Below are 18,436 nucleotides of genomic sequence, written 5' to 3' on the forward strand. Positions count from 1 at the left end.
AACAGGTCCATGTTCCCACGACGGTTTCAGCCTGATCATCGAAGGCGAGATTCAGACGTGAATACCCTGCTTGAACTTGGGAACACGCATGCTGACCTTCGTACCGGCACCCGGCGCTGTCTCCACCACGAGTCCGTAGTCGTTGCCGAACGCGGCACGAAGTCTGTCGTCGACGTTGGCCAAACCGACGTGAGCAGCTTCTCGTGCGCTGGGTCGCCCCGATCCCGACTCGATGGCGTCGAGCGAACCGGAGCGCAGTAGTTCGGGGTCCATCCCCACACCGTCGTCCTCGACGCTGATGATGCAGTCCGGTCCCTCGTCCGCAGCCACGATGCTCACGGTCCCGCCCTCCGGCTTACTCGAAATGCCGTGACGAACCGCGTTCTCGACCAGCGGCTGGAGGGCAAGGAAAGGAAGAACCACGTTGAGCACTTCGGGTGCTATCTGAAGGCGGACGTTCAGAGCCTCCCCGAATCGCGCGCGTTCGAGGGTCAGGTAACGATCGATGTTGCGCAGCTCGTCGGCAAGCAGGGTGAACTCACCCGCAGATCGGAACGAGTACCGCGTGAAGTCCGCGAACTCGAGGATCAGTTCTCTGGCCCGCGCCGGATCGGTTCGAACAAACGATGCGACCGTGTTGAGCGCGTTGTAGATGAAATGAGGACTGATCTGTGCGCGCAGGGCACGCACTTCGGCTCGATCCAACAGGGCTCTGGACGCGTCGAGGTCGGCGAGTTCGATCTGACTGCAGGCATATCGTGCCACCTCGGTGACCGCTCCGAGCATTCCCGGCCACGGGTCCTCGCTGGTGACGATTCCCAGTACGCCGACCACGCCGATGTCCTCGATCAGCAGGGGCTGAGCGATCAGCGCTCGCACATGGTGATCGCTCGGTCCGCGCACCAGGTCCGAGTGCGTGACGAGTACCCGGCGTTCGCCTTCGATCGCACGAATGGCGGCGTCATGGAATTGTTCGGACAACGCTTCGTGACGGCCGTCCCACGCCAACAGGTTTCCCGACGCGTCTGCCAGGCCCAGACCGGAGCCGCCGGTCAGCTCGCGTAGGTGAGGCGCCGCCTCGGCGGCCGAATTCTCGTCGAGTCCACGCCGAAGTGGCCGCGCGGCAAGCGAAGCCGTATGGAGAGCGGCATGGACTGCACGTTCGGTGGGGGTGGTCACCTCACGTCTGGTGCGCATCCACACAGCCGTCAGCGCCCCGGCCACTGCGAGAATCAGCACGCTGAGAAGCGCGACCACGGCCGGACTCAAGGCGAGTCCTCGTCCAGTTTCCGTATCAGTGTTTTCGGAGCCACCGTGCGGTACGCATCTTCGACGACGTCGGCTACGTCGTTCCAGAATTTCTCGTCCTCGGTCTCGTCGGCACTCGGAACGTCGAGGTACACGCCGATCCATCCCCGGCCACCCACGTACGGAGGGACGAAGAACCTCGACGGGTCACGACTGACCCAATCTGCCTGCGCCCCAGGTGGGGCCGCGGCCCAGATCGCGACGCGATCGTCGTGGTGGTGATCTGCCATGGTGACGAACTGCGGCGCCTTGCGCACGAACCACGACGCTTCACCGTGGCTGACCCGCTCGGTCGCCTCCGGCAATGCCAGTGCAAGAGCGCGGATTCGCTCCAACGGCGTCATCGATTCACGACCCGCAGGTATTCGGTGCCGGAACACCTGCAAATCGATCCTTCACCCACGCGACAGCTCCCGGCACAGCGGCGCCGTCCGCATGACCTTCACCCGGTCGCGCCTGGAATTCGATGACGTCACCGTCGGCGCAGGCGCGTTCGACTGCCGCCTCGGTCCATTCCGGACGGATCAGGTTGTCATTGGTACCGACGACTACGTACATCGGACCGCTCGCGCGTTGACGGGGAAGAGCAACGTCGCTGAGCCACGCGTGAATTCGGTCCGCATCCTCGGCGGTAGCCGGCCGCGTGTCGGCGGGCGTCACCTTTCCGACCAGACCCAACTTCTCCGTCGCCCGAGAGGTCAGGCACGAGGTGAGCAGGTCGTAGTTCTGCTCGAATGCGCCGCGCACGTAGTCGGTTCGTTCGAGGTCCGGATGGGTGAGGGACAGCCCTTCGAGTACATAGGGCAGCAGCAGTTGCTGAGGCAGTGACAGATTCACCTCGGAATCACTCGAGATGATCGGCGAGATGTCCGCTGCCGGGGACAGGTTTGCTGCACCGACGAATTCGAGTCCGTCGCCGTAGGTGTCGGCTTCCTCGGCTGCTGCCCAGGATGCCTGCCCGCCTTGGGACAGCCCCAGAGTTGCCCAACGAGTCGCGGTGTCCGGAACGACGTTGCGCGCCGCTCGAACCGCGTCGATGACGTTGAACGCCGCGGTGTCCGGTTGCAGGTAAGGATGCGGGTCCGGAGTGCCGAGGCCCTCGAAGTCGGAGACAGCGACCACGTATCCCGAGTCGAGGAACGGCGCGACCAGGCCGATCGTGCCGAACAGGGTCGGCGAGGCCGACGGCGCGCAGTCGTCCGAAATACCCGTCGTGCCATGGCCGATGGAGACGATCGGCCAACCGCCCTCCGGCGGAGTTCCAGGCGGCGTGAACACCGTTCCCGACACCTGAGTCTCTCGGCCGTCGATACCGGAGGTGGAGCCGTACAGGATTTTCACCGCGCTTGCTCCGGACGCCGCCACTTCGGCTGTGCTGGTGAAGGGTTCACTGTCGAACACGACGCCACGTTGCGCACTGCTCTCGACCGACGGGGTTGTCGTGGTCGAGGTGTCGGTGACGGAGACATCCGGCGAGGCATCCGATCCGCAGCCGACGCTCACGAGAAGTGCGCTCGCCACCACGACTCCCCAGACTGCGCGAACCCGCGAACTCCGAACAGTCATACGCAGTGTTCCCCTCTATTTGCCTGCACCGCTACCTGCTCGGCGACGCCTGACACGTTCCTCTGCTGCGGCCTCTTCGATGTCGAGTCCTTCCAATACGGTACGCAATACCTCGTCGTCGAGATCTCCGTCGTCACGTGCGGCGATCAGCGCAACTCGTTGCGAGCGCAGTGACTGATGCCTGAACTTGTCGAACAGAGCTCCCGCATTCCACAAGGCGGCCTCGCGATCGGCGTCCTCGTCGACCTCCTGGAGTTGAAGCCTCGCCTGCATCGAGCGTCGTACGCGTTCGACGATCGCCTGCAGTTCCTTCCCGTCGATCCCCGGCGGAGGGTGCGCGGCCGCGTCTGCCAACGCCTTCTCTCCCGCCTTGCGAGAAATGTTGCGGGCCAACTCCATCTGTTCCTGCGTGCGCAACTGCTCGTAAGGATCCGCGACGTCGAGGCGACGGATCATGAACGGCAAGGTAGATCCCTGGATGAGCAATGTCCCGACCGCGACGATGAACGCGATCGCCTGGATGACGCCGCGTCCGGGGAACGGCTCGCCGGACGAGAGTGCAAACGGGATACCGCCGGCCGCAGCAAGAGTGACGACGCCGCGCATTCCCGCCCACGAGACCACCAGATTCTGTTTCCACGTCAGTTGATTCTCGCGATCACGGCGCAGGGTTACACCGAATCGCACACGCGAGTAGCTCAGGAACAGCCACACCGGCCGAATCACGATGACAACGGCCAGGACTGCGAGACCGTACGCGAACACGTGAAGCACCGGAAGTCCGTCGGCGACAACATCGTCGATCACGAAGCTCAGCTGGAGCCCCATGTACGCGAAGACGAACATCTCGAGAAGGGTGTCCAGGCTCGACCACACCGAGCGCTCCTGCAATCGCGTCATGATCGACGCGTCCGTCGAATAGTGCCCGATCACCAGACCAGCGACCACAACGGCCAGAACACCGGACGCGTGTAGTTCTTCGGCGGCCAGGTAGGCAGCGAACGGAAGCACCAACCCCAAGCCGGTTTCCAGTGGAGAGTCGTACATGCGGGCACGAACGAACTTGACGACAAACGCGAGCACCAAGCCGACGACAACGCCGCCGATCACTTCGTACGCGAAGAACAACAGGGGCGAATCGGTGGCAATTCGCGTTCCGGTCACTGCTGCGACGGCGACGGTGAAGAGCGTGAGCGCGGTGGCGTCGTTGACGAGCCCCTCGCCCGTCAGGATGGCGATCACCCGTTTCGGGAGCCCGAGCTTCTGACCGACCGCCACCGCGCTGACGGCGTCGGTCGGCGCGATCACGGCCCCGAGCACCAGGGCGGCGCCGATCGTGAACTCGGGCACCATCCATTCGGCGAAGAAGGCAACCACGAACGCCGTCACCAACACCATTCCGACGCCGAGGCGCAAGATCGGGGCCAAGTTGCGTTTGAAGGTCGCCACCGAGAATTTCAGAGCGGCCGAGTAGAGAAGCGGCGGCAGGACCACACCGAGAATGACGTGGGGATCGAGTTCCGGCCGCGGCATACCGGGTATGAAGGATGCGACCGAACCTACCGTCACCAAAACCAGCGGAGCCTGCAGGTTTCGTCGATTGGACAGCCCGGTGACTGCGATGGCGGCAATGACGACCAGCAGAATCCAGGTGAAGTTCACGCGTTCATTCTGCCCGCCGACCCTGGGAGTTCACCTAGCGGACGCACAGAAGCCCGCAACCTTTTCGGTGACGGGCCCCTGAGCAACGGTGCTACCGAAAAACGGTATGCCGAATCCGGTATTACTGCTTTTCGGGAACAGCCTTCTTGGCGGCCTCAGCTGCCTTGTCGATCTGATCGCCGTACTTGTTGCCGGTTTTGTCGTCGGCGATGTCGGCGACCTTGTCGATAGCGTCGTGAACCTTGTCGGAGTTCTCCGCTGCGAGCTCCTGGCCCTTTTCGACCAATCCCTTGACGTTGTCCAAGAAACCCATGTCCGTGTCCTCTCCCGGTGCTGACGCACATCCTTCGGCGGAATCGTTCCTCCGCGCCCTTCGATTCTCACAGGTCGACGGCCTCTGCGCCAGAAAGCAGGTCCGTGCGTTCGAGCCGTGCGCAACTCGAGGTAGCGTTAACCCACCAATAGCTGATTGACCACCCATCGACATCGACAGGTGCCCGGTTTGAATGCAGGACTGCGCGGGACGGGGAGCGACCCCTACCCCACGCGTGAACTGCTGTCCCGGTGGTGGTCGGATCGCACCGATTACACCTGGCTCCCCCGATTCCTCGACACTCGCGGGCTGACCGTTCCCGGACGCAAATTAGTCGCGGTGTGGTGTTTTCTCTTCGCCCTGATCGCGGCGACCATGCAGTTGAGCCGCTTCGGTTCCGACACCGCCCTGGCGCGGTCGATCTTCGCCCTCGGAACTATCAGTGGCGCCTATGCGGGCTACCGCTGGGCGCGTAACGAATCGTGGCCAACTTGGCGACAATCCGTGGCCTTTGTCGTCTGGGCCGACCTGTGGCTCGCCGTCACTCTCTTCTTCGCCGTACGCACCGCTTTCGTCGGAACCATCGGCTGCATCCTGTTCATCATGATCGGCTTCTATGCGGCGATAGTTCACAGCCCTCGCGTTGCCATCAGCCACATCGGTTGGGCTCTTGCTGTCTGCACGACGCTCGCTGCCATGGCGATGTCCGAGCCGGTCAACGACGCCTGGGTGGTCGTGAATCTCTATCTGATGGTTGCCGGTGTGGTTTTCTCCACCGCATGGATTCTGCAGATCGTCTGGCTGCGCCTGACCGACGACGCACGCAACGCCCACCGGGACTACCTCACCGCGACACTCAATCGCCGCGGACTCCAGGACGAGGCACAGCATCTGCTGCGCAGTGATCGAACGCAGGCTCTGATCGCACTACTCATCGACGTCGACTCGTTCAAAAACCTCAACGACACGCACGGGCACGTCGCGGGCGACGACGCGTTGACCGCTGTCGCCGACCGCCTCATCGCTGCCGCCGGCCCCGATGCGGTGGTGGCTCGAATCGGTGGAGACGAGTTCGTCGTCCTGCGCGGAGTCGATCGAGGAGACATCGAGCAGGTCGCCACCGAGATACATTCGGCGGTCTCGTCCGACTCCGATCCCTATCCTGTGTCCGCCAGTACCGGCGTCAGCGTCTATCTGAGTCCCGAGACGGACTTACCGGATCGAGCTGTCAACGAACTGATCGAGCACGCAGACAATGCGATGTACCGAGCCAAGAAGCGCGGCGGCGATCGCATTGCCTGGGTGCAGATGTTCAGGCGCTGAAACTACTCACTCACTGTGGGCATGGTGATGCTCGCCGGGCAGGTCGTCGGGTGTCGCGAACATCTTTCGTTTCTCCCCGTGCAGGCGTGCGCTGATCCACCACGAGAGTTCCACGAGTACAACGCCGATCGCGCCGAGGGTGATCGCGAGCGTCGTCGCAGCGACGTTGCTCGGATCCAGTTTGAAGAACTCACGGGTGAACGGCAGCGCGAACAGGATGAGGTATCCGGCCACCGACCCGCCGATCAGAACGAGCTTCCACCAGACGTACGGCCGAGCCACGACGGCCAGAACCCACACGGCGATCATGATCAACGTGATGAGCGCACTGGTTCCGGCCTGGATCTTCTGGGTTTCCGTCTGGTCCGGGCCTTGGTAAGCCAATACGTAGGAGATGAACGTGGTGATGCCGATGATCAGGCCCGACGGCAACGCCAGACGCATCACGCGCGAGACGAAACCGGTTCGCGCGCGCTCGTTGTTGGGTGCCAGAGACAAGATGAAGGCCGGGATACCGATCGTGAACCACGCTGCGATCGTGACGTGGCGGGGCAGGAACGGGTACGGCAGCGGTTCGAAGTCGAAGACCTGGGACAGGACGCCGGTGATGCCGATCAGGAACGCAAGCACCACCGAGTAGACGGTCTTGGTCAGGAACAGATTCGACACACGCTCGATGTTGCCGATCACTCGGCGGCCTTCCGCGACGACGTACGGGAGCGTCGCGAACTTGTTGTCCAGCAGCACGATCTGGGCCACGGCTCGGGTAGCCGGGCTGCCCGACCCCATCGAGACTCCGATGTCGGCGTCCTTGAGTGCGAGCACGTCGTTGACGCCGTCACCGGTCATCGCGACGGTATGTCCGCGAGACTGCAAGGCCGCGACCATTTCCCGCTTCTGATCCGGTCGCACTCGACCGAACGTCGTTGCTCCGTCGAGAGTGTCCGCCAGCTTTTCCTGATCGCTGGGCAGCTCTCGCGCGTCGATGGGACGGTCGCCGCCTTCGAGTCCGAGGGATCCGGCAACGGCGCCGACGGAAACCGCGTTGTCGCCGGAAATGACCTTGACCGCGACCTTCTGGCTGGCGAAGTACTCCAACGTCTCCTGGGCGTCCGGGCGCACTTTCTGCTCGAGCACGACCAGAGCTTCGGGGGTGACGGTGCCCGGTGCGTCGGCGTCGTCGACGGGGAGGTCGCTGCTGCCGAGCATGAGGACACGAAGTCCGCTCGAACCCACTTCCTCGGCCTTGCGGGCCATTTCCGAGTCGGGATCGAGCAGCACGTCCGGGGCACCGAGTACCCAGTTGCCGTGACTGCCGTACGACTGGCCGCTCCACTTCTTCGCCGAGGAGAACGGCGCCACCGCTGTCGCTTCGCCCCACCCGGAGTCGTCGGAGAGAGACTCGCGAATCGCCAGGACACTCGCGTTGGGGCGAGGGTCGGACGCGGCCATCGCGCTCAACGCGGACTTGACCGCAGTCTCCCCCGATCCACCCGGTGCGACGTCGACCTCGGACAGCCGCATACCGTTCTCGGTCAGCGTTCCGGTCTTGTCCGCGCACACCACGTCGACACGAGCCAGACCCTCGATCGCCGGCAACTCCTGAACGAGGCACTGGCGCTTGCCCAACCGGATCACACCGACCGCAAATGCAATGGACGTCATGAGCACAAGGCCTTCGGGAACCATCGGAACCAGAGCTGCCACCATGCCGTTGAGTGCCGGTCGGATCGGCAGGCCGATCGTGAAGAGCTGATTGAAGATGATCAGCGCACCCGCCGGAATCATCAGGTAGGTGATGAACTTCAGGATCTTGTCGATGCCGCTACGCAGTTCGGAATGCACGAGGGTGAACTTGCTCGCCTCTTCGGCCAGCTTGGCCGCGTATGCATCGCCGCCGACCTTGGTGGCGCGGTATGCACCGCTGCCCGCGGCAACAAAACTGCCCGACAACACTTGCTGGCCACTCGCCTTGTGAACCGGATCGGCCTCACCGGTGAGCAGCGATTCGTCGACCTCGAGTGCAGCCGAACTGACCACCTCACCGTCGACGACTATCTGGTCACCGGATCCGAGTTCGATAATGTCGTCGAGCACAACATCTTTGGGCGCCATCGCCACGGCGACGCCGTCACGCCTGACCATGGGCTTGGCCTGACTCACGATGGCCAGAGCGTCGAGCGTGCGCTTGGCGCGGATCTCCTGGATGATGCCGATACCGCTGTTCGCGATGATCAGCAGTCCGAACATGCCGTCGATGATCGAACCCGTCGCGAGCACGATCACCAACAACACGGTCAGGATCGCGTTGATGCGAGTGAAGACGTTGCCGCGAATGATGTCCTTGACCGAGCGGGACGCCCGGTCCGGTACATCGTTGGTTTGTCCCGACGCGATCCTTGCTGCAACCTGATCGGCGGTCAGACCGCGGGCGACGTCGACGTCGTCCGGCAATCGCTCAGGCGCTACCGCCACTGCTGTCTCTTCTGAACTGGTGTGCTCGTGAGCCATGGTCAAAGATTACGCACCCGGAGCAACTAATCAGGGTGCGACTCGACAGGCAACCACGTCCGCGACACTTCGCCGCTCAGCCCAGCGGTATCCACCACTTCGACGGCGGTGTCGGTGACAACGCGTCGATCCTGCCGCCCGGCATCGGGACCGACACTGTTGTGCCCGCATCTGCAGCCGACTCGTCGAGGCGAATGATCGGCTCCGACCACGAGTGAAACGCGAGGTTGAACGTCGCCCAGTGAATCGGGACGAAGACACCGCGCGACCCGTCGCCCTTGTTGAGGTCGATGTGCGTCTGCACTGCCTCTTCCGGATTCATGTGGATGTCCGGCCAGCGCACGTCGTACGCACCGACGGGGAGAAGCGTCAGATCGAAAGGCCCATAGGTTTCACCCAGCTGTTCGAAACGTGATGTGTATCCGCTGTCACCACCGAAGAAGACCCGGTGCTTCGGCCCGGCGAATACCCACGACGCCCACTGGGTCGTGTTCCGGACAAGGCCACGACCGGAGAAGTGACGAGCCTCCGTGCACGTGAGGACCAGGTCGCCGATCTTGGTCGACTCGTCCCAGTCCAGTTCCACGATCCGGTTCTCGGGCACCTTCCAGTGCCGCAGGTGCGCACCGATACCGATCGGCACGACGAACGGAGCGGTCTGTGTACGAGTCAGGGTCTTGACCGTAGCCATGTCGAGATGGTCGTAGTGATCGTGAGAGATGACTATCGCATCCACTGCAGGCAGTTCGGTCAAAGCCACCGGAGTGGGGTGCATGCGTGCGGGACCTACTGTGGCCGAGGGTGATACGCGTTCACTCCACACCGGATCGGCGAGAACGCGGTAGCCGTCGACCTCGACGAGAACGCTCGAATGGCCGTACCACGTCACCGCCGCGTCGCCGGCTGCCGCCGGTGCCAGCGGAGTGGCCAACGGAATCGGCCGACGCGGCCGACCCGTCGACCCTCGCGTGGCCATCGACTTGAACATTCCGACATCGGTGCCCGGAACCAGTGTGCTGCTGGGCTCCGAGTTGTGGAACTGGCGGTCCCGGTATCGCGGGGACATCGCCGCATACGGTTGCACCGTGTTTCGCGAGGCCCCGATCTGCGTCGGGATGCCCCATGCGGCTCGCGCCACCCACCCCGTCGCCGCGGCAACAGCAGCAACTCCGAGAACCGTCGTCTTCTTCATTCAGACGAGCGTAGCCACTATCTGCCCTGCGTGCCCGGCGCCTGTTTTCCCTGCAACCAGCTTTACTTACCCTTGAATACGGGAGGGCGGTTCTCGATGCGGGCAGCGCGGGCTTCCTGGACGTCCTCGCTGAGCCAGGCGGCGTGAAGCGCGTCGAGCTGCTCGGGAGACTGCTCCTCCATGGTGCCGTCGTCGTTGAGAACCATCTTCATGTGCCGCAACGACAGCGGTGCGAGATTTGCAATGCGGTGTGCCCATTCCTGAGCGTCGTCGAGGGTTCCAATTTTGTTGGCGAGGCCGCGAGTGAAGGCTTCTTCGGCGCCGATCTGTTCGATGCCGAGCAAAATGGTGCGCGCGGGACCGCCGCCGACCAGCGACGCGAGCCGACGCATCGTCCACTTGTCCACCGAGACACCGAGGGTGGCGGCCGGGATTCCGAAGCGAGCGCTCGGCGCTACGACGCGAAGATCCGACGCGATGGCCAGTTGCGTGCCCGCGCCGATGGCCGGACCGTTGACAGCGGCAATGACGGGGATGGGCGCCGTGTCGATAGAGCGAAGCATCTCGAACAGACGATCGGTGAAGCCCTCCATGTAGACGTCGCCGGAAAGGTCCGCGCCTGCACAGAACGCCGATCCCTCACCGGTGATGACGACGACGTGCGCGTGCTCGGCTACCGCCGCGTTCATCGCGTCCCGTATTGCGATGCAGAGTTCCGCGCTGAGCGCATTACGACGCTCGTGACGCTGCAACTCGATGGTCACGACGTTGCCGTCACGGGAGAACCCGATCATGTCCGCTCACTTTCGTTTCTGGAAGGCTCGACACAGGGATGTTCCGAGGCGCCGATACCGTCCGCATACTTCTCTGCAGCTAAGTTCTGTACATCAGGAGGTTAGATTACCGATGAGTACAGACGACCTTGCCGCACAGCAACCACACCCGGTTGACGTGGTGGTGATCGGCGCCGGACAGGCCGGACTCTCCGCCGCGTACTACCTGCGCAAGTTCGGAATCGAGCCCGAATCGGGGTTCGTGGTGCTCGATCATGCGTCGGGGCCGGGCGGGGCGTGGCAGTTCCGTTGGCCGAGCCTGACACTGAGCACCGTCAACGGCGTCCATGACCTCCCGGGAATGTCCTTCGCGGAAACCACCGGTACAGACGCCGAACAGGTGCCTGCATCGGTGGCGGTCCCCCACTACTTCGAACTGTACGAAAAGCAATTCGAACTTCCCGTCCACCGCCCGGTACACACGCGAGTGGTGTGTCCGAGGGAAGAGCGCCTGCGGATCGAGACCGACCGGGGAGTATTCGCGGCGCGAGGCTTGATCAACGCGACGGGGACCTGGGAGCGGCCCTTCATCCCCCACTATCGCGGGGCCGAGTCGTTCCGTGGCCGACAACTGCACACGAAGGACTATCGAACCGCTGCCGAGTTCGAAGGCAAACATGTCGTCGTGGTCGGCGGCGGGATCTCGGCTGTCCAACTGCTCGACGAGATCTCACGCGTCACGACCACTACCTGGGTGACGCGGCGCGAACCCGAGTTCCGCGACGAGCCGTTCACGCCGGACATCGGCCGCGCTGCGGTTGCCATGGTCGAAGATCGTGTACGACGCGGCCTGCCACCGGGATCCGTTGTCTCGGTGACCGGCCTCCCGGTAACGCCTGCCATCCAGGCAGCGCGAGAGCGTGGTGTGATGAATCGACTGCCGATGTTCTCCGAAATTCTTCCGAACGGCGTGAAGTGGGCCGACGGTACCGTCGTCGACGCCGATGTCATCTTGTGGTGCACCGGTTTTCGTAGCTCACTCGATCACCTGGCGCCGTTGCACCTGCGCGGACCGGGTGGCGGAATCCCGATGACCGGGCGCCTCGCCACGCAGGTCGAAGCCGACCCTCGCGTGCACCTGGTGGGATACGGACCGTCGTCGTCGACGATCGGAGCCAACCGCGCCGGCCAAGCGGCAGCGCGCGAACTGACCGCGTACCTGGGAATCGGCGAATGAACAGAATCCTTGTTCCGGGCGAAACCTGCTGGCGCATCGAACCGGCGGACAATCTTGCCTGCATCGTCGACGCCGCTGACTACTTTCATCATGCGAAGTCCGCAATGCTGCAAGCTGAAAAGCGAATCATGTTGATCGGCTGGGACTTCGACACGCGCATCAAACTCGAACCAGGCGAGCAGACTCTCGACGGCCCCAACCGGTTGGGAATGTTCCTCCGCTGGCTCGTCCGCGAGAAACCCGACCTCGAAATCCTCGTACTCAAATGGAACATCGGCGCGTTCACCGCAATCGGCCGCGGCATGACTCCCGTCTTCGTGTCCAACTGGCTAACCGACGAGCGCCTACGGTTCGAGATCGACGGCGCCCACCCGGTTGGTGCGGCGCACCATCAGAAAATCATCGTCATCGACGACGCTCTGGCGTTCTGCGGCGGCATCGACATGACTGTGGACCGCTGGGACACCTCGGATCACGTCGACCGAAACGATTATCGAATCACGCCGAGCGGAAGGCGTTACGGCCCTTGGCATGACGCAACCACGGCGGTCGACGGCAATGCGGCTGCGGCCATCGGCGAATTGGCGCGGGCACGCTGGAAATCCGCAACCGGCGAGGATCTGACACCGGTCAAGAGCACTGCGACTCCGTGGCCCGTCAATTTGGCTCCCACCTTGCGGGTGGTCGACGTAGCCGTCGCCAGAACATTGCCGGAACTCGGCGAGCGCGCGGAGGTTCGTGAGATCGAGGCGTTGTATCTCGCCGCCATCGCCGGCGCCGAACACACGCTGTACATCGAAAGCCAGTACCTCGCCTCACGCACGCTGGCCGAGGCGATTGCCGCGCGCCTGCGTGAGGACGACGGACCGGAAATCGTTCTGGTCATTCCGCGCAACGCCGACGGTTGGCTGGAACAAAAGGCGATGGACGGGGCGCGCCACGACCTGCTGCATCTGCTGTGGTCCGCTGACATCCACGACCGTTTCGGTGCGTTTTATCCCGTGACCTCCTCTGGCGCACCCATTTACGTACATGCCAAGGTTCTCGTGATGGACGATCGCCTCCTGCGAATCGGGTCGTCGAATCTCAACAACCGTTCGATGGGCTTCGACACCGAGTGCGACATCGCCGTCGAATCCGACGACGACGCAGATGTCGAGTTGCGCGCCTCGATCATCGGATTGAGGCGCCGGCTACTCAGCGAGCACCTCGACGTCACCGAGGAAGAAGTCGACGACGCGTCGGGTGAGCAGTCACTGTTGTCGACGGTTCGCGCTCTCTCGACCTCCGACGCTCGCAGTCTGCGCGAATTCGACCGGAACACAGTCGACGGCGAAGACCACGTGCTCGCTGAAAATGCACTGATGGATCCCGAGCGCACGCCGCCCAGACTGAGCGATCGAATCGAAGGATTGCGCCGCCTGCTCGGCAAACGCTGAGACTCTAGAACACGCGCACGCAGTGCCCGGTTGCCAGCGCGAGTTCGACGAGCGTTGCACCGTGAACACTCGGGACGAGCGCGAGGAGAAACGTATCGCTGTCGCTGTCGAGCCAGGCAAGTGAAACGCCCGTATCGGTGATGTTGTCGCCGATACGGGCGAGAAGCGATTCGAGTCCGGCAGCTCGATCGAAGGCCACGACAAGACTGTCCGCCCACTCCCACGATCCCGCCGGCGCCGACGTGAGCACTCGCAGCTGACCCAGAACCTCGGCAGCATCCTCGTTCCAGTCCACCCAGACCAGGCGTTCTTGTTCGTGCAATGCGTCGACGAGAGCAAACCACGCCATTTCCGGGTGTGGCTTCTCGAGCGTCTGTGAGTACAACTCGTTCTGCACTTCGACATACCGTTCCGGTTGGTCGATCGCGAGAGTCACACGATCGATGACAACAGCGCTGTCAGGGGCGAGCAGTTCGGCGATCGCGCGCAACGCGTCGCGAGCAGTTCCACTCACTATGGCTCCAAGTTCAATTCGGTCATCGGTGCGGTTTCCACATTCTGACATGCGTGTGCGCCTCGTTCGGACGTGTCCTCGATGTCGGGACACGAGCCAGATGCTTGCCGTGAGTTCCACGAATTCCCGGGCAGCACCGCTCGCCGAGCTACCAAATTGGACTTTCCGGCTATCCCATTCGCCGCACTTGTCCGTTTACCCTTTCACCTGGCCTTACAATCCGGATATAGTCATCGGCGATCCAAGAAGCCAACTGGGATGTAGCGAGCCAGCGAACAGTCTGTTACCGTTCAGCTAACTACCCCTTCTGGTCAAACCGGATCGAAGGGGTTCGGGCAATGACCCACGGGGGGTTGACGTGAAGGGGCCATGTTCCGCATGAAACACGATTCACACACGACAACCTCTTGGTGGTCGATCGGCGAATGGCGCCTGGGATGGAAGGTCATCGCCGTTCTCGCATTGCCGATGATCGTCGCCGTCGTCCTCGGAGCCCTTCGCGTTCAGACGGAACTCGAAGAAGCCGCACAGCTGAGTTCCTCGTCCGAGCGCGCCCTCGCTGTGCCCGCCGCGATCAATCTCGAATCCGCGCTGTACGAGCTCGCCGAAGCCGCATCGGCACGCGCTGACACCGGCCCCGCCACACAAGCGGTTTCGGACGCAATGGATCAACTGGTCGACGCCGCGCGCGCGTTCCAGTCCGACGACGATCTCAACGACCAAGTGACTTCGGCGCTCGCAGAGAGCCGTTCCATCACGGAGGAGGTCGCCGCCGGCGCGGTGGCTCCCGCACGCTTGGTTTCGCGGGTCGGCGAAGTCTCTCGCGCACTCTCGAGCACCTTCACCAGCGTCGTCGAGCATTCTCAGCGTCCGGCGCTGCGCGAAGAGGGTGGCCGACTCTCAGCACTCTGGGATGCGCGACGAGCACTGGCCGAACAACGAATCCTCTTCGGCTCAGGTGATCCGGACCAGCAGGCTCGTACCTCGATGGTCAGTGCCGCCGGTGCCGAACTGGTCGCTCTGAACAACATTCTCGCCATCGACGGGAGCAACGACACCGTCCGGACCCTCAGCAACTCCGCTCAGAACCGGATCAACGCACTCGGATCAACCCCGTCGACCTCTCCTCTGGGGAGCCGCGTCGGTACCGATCTGAAATCCGGAAACGACCAGTACAACAGCCTGACCGACACCACCGTCACCGAGTTCGGCGATACCGTCACCGCTGAATCCAATGCAGCACGAACCGCAGCACTTCGTGACACTGCAATCGTGCTCGGCGCGGTCCTGCTGGCACTGGCCATCGCCCTCGTCATCAGCCGATCGCTCATCGATCCGATCCGTCGGCTGCGATTTGCCGCATTGCAAGCAGCACGACGCGGACTCCCCGACGCGATCGAACGAATTCGCGCAGGTGCCAGTATCGACGACGTCGACTTCGCCCGTGTACCGATCCGCACCCACGAGGAAATCGGCGAGCTTGCACGCGCGGTGGACGACATGCACGGTCAGGCCATCACGCTGGCCGGCGAGCAGGCCACCCTGCGGCGCCAGGTCAACGACATGTTCGAAACGCTGTCGAGGCGTAACAAGTCCCTCGTCGACCAGCAACTCGGTTTGATCGAACAGTTGGAGCAGGACGAAGACGACCCTCGTCGCCTCGGGAATCTGTTCCGGCTCGACCACATCGCCGCGAGAATGCGTAGAAACGGCGACAACTTGTTGGTTCTCGCCGGAACCGATGTACGCCGCGCCAGAACCGCCCCCGTCGCTCTCGGCGATATCCTTCGTGCGGCGGTATCAGGCGTCGAGGAATATCGACGCGTCGAACTCGGGCAGATACCGCCCGGAGTCGTCACCGGTCATGCTGCCCCGGACGTCGTTCACCTCATCGCTGAACTGCTCGACAATTCTCTGCGGTACTCCCCGCCGGAGACCACCGTCTCCATCAACGCTGCCCGCACCATCGACGGCTCCATGATCGTCGAGATCGCAGATCTCGGTATCGGCATGTCGCCTGCCGATATCCTCGATGCCAACGAGCGCCTCGCCGCCGGCGGCGAGATGAGCGCGGATACAGCGCGTCGCATGGGTTTGTTCGTCGTGAGCCGAATCAGTCGTCGCTACAACATCTCTGTGCGCCTGCGCCCGACGGCAACGTCGTCGACGCACAGCGGCATCACCGCAACGGTGCTCCTACCGACGTCGATACTCGATTCTTCTCGGGGACCCGAGATCCGCACGCCGCGAACCGGACCCGTGCCCACGCTCGATCGGACTCCGCCGCCCGCACCGTCTGAACCGTCCTGGTCAAAGCCCGTCCCGACCGAATTGGCACCCCCGCAGCCTGCGACCAGAAGTTTCGCAGATCTCCCGCGTCGAACGCCCAGCAACAGCACCGACCGGACTGAGACGTTCGCCCCGATCACACCGCAATCCATTCCCACGACAACAGCGCATTCGGGGTTGCCACGTCGCACTCCGGGCACAAGTGGAGTACCGGCGGTCAGTACCTCGACTCCGACCACTGCTGCACCCGCCACCTCCGTGTCGTCCTTCGCTCCTCTGCCCGATCCCGAAGGCACAAGCGCATCGACGTCCCTTCCCGTGCGTACTCCTTCGCCGGAATTCACCTCGCCGGCACAGGGTCCCGAGATCCCGGTGGGTCCACACCCGTCGACAACCCCGCCGCCACGGCACCGGCTCTCAGCCCCGACGCCGACAAATACTGCGGCGTTCTTCTCCTCGCGCACCCGTGACGGGCTCTCTGCTCGCGCATCGGCGCGCGCTGACGGCGCGGGAGAGGGCAACTCGAACGGCGTACTCGCTGCCCCGACCACGATGCCGATTTTCGCCCGGATGGTGTCCGAGTGGCTCGTGGACCCGACGGCGGAGACTTCAGCTGCTTCCACCGGCAGTGCTTGGACCACCGACGCGGATCAAGGCTGGCTGGCCGCTCGGACCTCGTTCGAGATGCCGGTCACCAAGATCGCCGATTCCGGACTTCCCATTCGAGACCGCGGAGCCCGCCTGGTTCCCGGTGCCGTCGGGAGAGGCGGAACGACACAGCGCCATGCATCCAATCCGGCGGACGTCCAACGTGGTTGGAGCAGTTACCAATCCGGCGTACAACGAGGGCGTCGGCGCGCCGCCGACCATGAGCCCGATGGCGGACAGTCTTTCGAATCGTCCACGATGTTGCACAACGATGAAGGAGAACAGTGAACACTGTCGGAGCCCAAGAGACTCCCCGCGCACTCGACTGGCTGGTATCGGCTTTTGCCCGAGACGTGCCGGGTGTGAGTCACGCGATCATCGTCTCAGCCGACGGGTTGTTGACGGCCTCGAGCACACATCTTCCGCTCGATCGGGCCGATCAATTAGCCGCTGTCACTTCCGGACTCGCCAGCCTGTCCGCGGGGGCGTCACGCCTCTTCGACGGTGGAGCCGTCATGCAGTCCGTCGTCGAGATGGAGAACGGCTACCTGCTTCTCATGGGCGTCGGTAGTGGCGCTTACCTTGCCGCTCTCGCTGTCGCCGGATGCGACATCGGCCAGATCGGTTACGAAATGGCGACTCTCGTCGATCGCGTCGGCACCACCATGGACATTGCCCCGAGAACATCGCAGGGTATTTGAGTTCGATGCCTCACCATCAATCCGAGTACGACGACGCCGAACCGAGCTTGGTCCGGCCGTACGCGCTCACCGAAGGTCGGACCCTGCCGTCCATCGACCTCCCACTCGAAGCGATCATCGCGACGATCGAAGACGCGGTCTCGAACAATCTTGCACCGCAGGATATTCGTGCATCGATCGTCGCACTCTGCGAGCAGCGGATCTCGGTTGCCGAGATCGCTGCCCACCTGGGTGTTCCGATCGGAGTCGTGCGGGTACTGGTCGCCGACCTCGTAGTAGCCGGATCACTGGAAATACATGCCACTCTGCGAAGCGACGCATCTCGAGTCGAGCGACGCGAACTGATCGAAAGGACCCTCAGTGGACTTCGGGCACTCTGACTCATCGTCTCGCGTGAAATCGACAAAAATCGTGATCGCCGGGGGTTTCGGTGTTGGCAAGACAACACTTGTGGGGACCGTCTCCGAAATCGTCCCCCTTCGCACGGAGGCCATGGTCACCGACGCCAGCGACGGTATCGACAATCTCGGATCCACTCCCGACAAGAGCACCACGACGGTCGCGATGGACTTCGGGCGCATCACTCTCGCCGACGACCTGGTCCTCTATCTGTTCGGAACCCCGGGACAGCGCCGCTTCTGGTTCATGTGGGACGACCTGATCACCGGTGCGATCGGTGCGGTCATTCTGGTCGACACGCGTCGCCTGGAAGACAGCTTCGCCGCAGTCGACTTCTTCGAGGCGCGAGGCCTCCCGTTCATCGTGGCGGTCAACCGTTTCGACGGCGCACCAATCCATTCGGCGAGCGATCTCCGCCAGGCGTTGGCTCTACCCAACCGGGTTCCCATGATCGAGATCGACGCCCGAAACCGCGAATCAGCCAAACGCGCGCTGATCGCCGTCACCGAATACTCCCTCGAACGACTTGCAGCTGAAGCAGTCGTCTAGATGAATCACCAG

The 18,436-nt window shown here is 63.2% G+C and carries 16 protein-coding genes; 7 read left to right on the forward strand and 9 right to left on the reverse strand.

Annotated features, from left to right (window positions below; all coding sequences use genetic code 11):
* Positions 1 to 51 precede the first annotated feature (51 nt).
* The 5 genes from A0W34_RS21865 to A0W34_RS21885 all read right to left on the reverse strand — a co-directional run bounded on the left by A0W34_RS21865 (position 52) and on the right by A0W34_RS21885 (position 4,849).
* Positions 52 to 1,269, reverse strand: coding sequence for a sensor histidine kinase (locus A0W34_RS21865; RefSeq protein ID WP_030534943.1), 1,218 nt, complete (start codon positions 1,267 to 1,269; stop codon positions 52 to 54).
* Positions 1,266 to 1,652, reverse strand: a complete 387-nt coding sequence (locus A0W34_RS21870) for an MmcQ/YjbR family DNA-binding protein (RefSeq protein WP_007727762.1) — start codon at positions 1,650 to 1,652, stop codon at positions 1,266 to 1,268. Before A0W34_RS21870 ends, A0W34_RS21865 begins: the two co-directional genes overlap by 4 nt.
* 4 nt (positions 1,653 to 1,656) lie before the next feature.
* Positions 1,657 to 2,874, reverse strand: a complete 1,218-nt coding sequence (locus tag A0W34_RS21875; protein ID WP_081558269.1) for a lipase family protein — start codon at positions 2,872 to 2,874, stop codon at positions 1,657 to 1,659.
* Between the two features lie 15 nt (positions 2,875 to 2,889).
* Entirely contained in the window at positions 2,890 to 4,536 is a 1,647-nt protein-coding gene (locus A0W34_RS21880) for a Na+/H+ antiporter (RefSeq protein ID WP_003939739.1), read from the reverse strand.
* A gap of 121 nt (positions 4,537 to 4,657) precedes the next feature.
* Positions 4,658 to 4,849: an antitoxin gene (locus A0W34_RS21885; protein WP_003940164.1), complete on the reverse strand. Its 192-nt coding sequence runs from the start codon at positions 4,847 to 4,849 to the stop codon at positions 4,658 to 4,660.
* A gap of 180 nt (positions 4,850 to 5,029) precedes the next feature.
* Here A0W34_RS21885 and A0W34_RS21890 point away from each other — a divergent pair, with 180 nt between their 5' ends.
* Positions 5,030 to 6,172, forward strand: coding sequence for a GGDEF domain-containing protein (locus tag A0W34_RS21890; protein ID WP_075834106.1), 1,143 nt, complete (start codon positions 5,030 to 5,032; stop codon positions 6,170 to 6,172).
* Between the two features lie 6 nt (positions 6,173 to 6,178).
* On the opposite strand, the gene A0W34_RS21895 is transcribed toward A0W34_RS21890, so the two are convergent.
* The 3 genes from A0W34_RS21895 to A0W34_RS21905 form a co-directional block, all read right to left on the reverse strand.
* Positions 6,179 to 8,683 (reverse strand): cation-translocating P-type ATPase, encoded by a 2,505-nt coding sequence (locus A0W34_RS21895; protein ID WP_003940410.1) that lies wholly within the window; start codon positions 8,681 to 8,683, stop codon positions 6,179 to 6,181.
* Positions 8,684 to 8,759: 76 nt separating this feature from the next.
* A complete protein-coding gene (locus tag A0W34_RS21900) occupies positions 8,760 to 9,875 on the reverse strand; it encodes an MBL fold metallo-hydrolase (RefSeq protein WP_081558270.1) in 1,116 nt (371 codons plus the stop codon).
* Between the two features lie 62 nt (positions 9,876 to 9,937).
* Positions 9,938 to 10,669, reverse strand: a complete 732-nt coding sequence (locus A0W34_RS21905) for an enoyl-CoA hydratase (protein WP_003940192.1) — start codon at positions 10,667 to 10,669, stop codon at positions 9,938 to 9,940.
* Between the two features lie 112 nt (positions 10,670 to 10,781).
* On the opposite strand from A0W34_RS21905, the gene A0W34_RS21910 reads away from it, so the two are divergent.
* Entirely contained in the window at positions 10,782 to 11,885 is a 1,104-nt protein-coding gene (locus tag A0W34_RS21910; protein ID WP_081558271.1) for an NAD(P)-binding domain-containing protein, read from the forward strand.
* A complete protein-coding gene (locus A0W34_RS21915) occupies positions 11,882 to 13,324 on the forward strand; it encodes a phospholipase D-like domain-containing protein (RefSeq protein ID WP_064443868.1) in 1,443 nt (480 codons plus the stop codon). Before A0W34_RS21910 ends, A0W34_RS21915 begins: the two co-directional genes overlap by 4 nt.
* 4 nt (positions 13,325 to 13,328) lie before the next feature.
* On the opposite strand, the gene A0W34_RS21920 is transcribed toward A0W34_RS21915, so the two are convergent.
* Positions 13,329 to 13,838 carry a DUF6630 family protein gene (locus A0W34_RS21920; RefSeq protein WP_030534948.1) on the reverse strand — a complete coding sequence of 170 codons (510 nt, stop codon included), beginning with the start codon at positions 13,836 to 13,838 and terminating at the stop codon, positions 13,329 to 13,331.
* Positions 13,839 to 14,216: 378 nt separating this feature from the next.
* Between A0W34_RS21920 and A0W34_RS21925 the strand changes: the two genes are divergently transcribed.
* Genes A0W34_RS21925 through A0W34_RS21940 form a run of 4 tightly spaced genes read left to right on the forward strand, consistent with a single transcriptional unit; the run spans position 14,217 to position 18,424 of the window.
* Complete coding sequence (locus A0W34_RS21925; protein WP_232329902.1) at positions 14,217 to 17,063, forward strand: sensor histidine kinase; 2,847 nt, start codon at positions 14,217 to 14,219, stop codon at positions 17,061 to 17,063.
* Positions 17,060 to 17,476 carry a roadblock/LC7 domain-containing protein gene (locus A0W34_RS21930; protein ID WP_003940329.1) on the forward strand — a complete coding sequence of 139 codons (417 nt, stop codon included), beginning with the start codon at positions 17,060 to 17,062 and terminating at the stop codon, positions 17,474 to 17,476. Before A0W34_RS21925 ends, A0W34_RS21930 begins: the two co-directional genes overlap by 4 nt.
* Before the next feature lie 5 nt (positions 17,477 to 17,481).
* Entirely contained in the window at positions 17,482 to 17,856 is a 375-nt protein-coding gene (locus A0W34_RS21935; protein ID WP_007727785.1) for a DUF742 domain-containing protein, read from the forward strand.
* A complete protein-coding gene (locus tag A0W34_RS21940; protein ID WP_003940118.1) occupies positions 17,837 to 18,424 on the forward strand; it encodes a GTP-binding protein in 588 nt (195 codons plus the stop codon). Before A0W34_RS21935 ends, A0W34_RS21940 begins: the two co-directional genes overlap by 20 nt.
* Positions 18,425 to 18,436: the final 12 nt, after the last annotated feature.

The sequence above is a fragment of the Rhodococcus sp. BH4 genome (assembly GCF_002079265.1).
Lineage (GTDB): Bacteria > Actinomycetota > Actinomycetes > Mycobacteriales > Mycobacteriaceae > Rhodococcus_F > Rhodococcus_F qingshengii.

Coding starts and splice junctions, on each gene's coding strand:
- A0W34_RS21870 (WP_007727762.1), bottom strand. CDS start 1,652: ATGACGCCGTTGGAGCGAATCCGCGCTCTTGCACTGGCATTGCCGGAG.
- A0W34_RS21875 (WP_081558269.1), bottom strand. CDS start 2,874: ATGACTGTTCGGAGTTCGCGGGTTCGCGCAGTCTGGGGAGTCGTGGTG.
- A0W34_RS21885 (WP_003940164.1), bottom strand. CDS start 4,849: ATGGGTTTCTTGGACAACGTCAAGGGATTGGTCGAAAAGGGCCAGGAG.
- A0W34_RS21895 (WP_003940410.1), bottom strand. CDS start 8,683: ATGGCTCACGAGCACACCAGTTCAGAAGAGACAGCAGTGGCGGTAGCG.
- A0W34_RS21900 (WP_081558270.1), bottom strand. CDS start 9,875: ATGAAGAAGACGACGGTTCTCGGAGTTGCTGCTGTTGCCGCGGCGACG.
- A0W34_RS21905 (WP_003940192.1), bottom strand. CDS start 10,669: ATGATCGGGTTCTCCCGTGACGGCAACGTCGTGACCATCGAGTTGCAG.
- A0W34_RS21910 (WP_081558271.1), top strand. CDS start 10,782: ATGAGTACAGACGACCTTGCCGCACAGCAACCACACCCGGTTGACGTG.
- A0W34_RS21915 (WP_064443868.1), top strand. CDS start 11,882: ATGAACAGAATCCTTGTTCCGGGCGAAACCTGCTGGCGCATCGAACCG.
- A0W34_RS21925 (WP_232329902.1), top strand. CDS start 14,217: ATGAAACACGATTCACACACGACAACCTCTTGGTGGTCGATCGGCGAA.
- A0W34_RS21935 (WP_007727785.1), top strand. CDS start 17,482: ATGCCTCACCATCAATCCGAGTACGACGACGCCGAACCGAGCTTGGTC.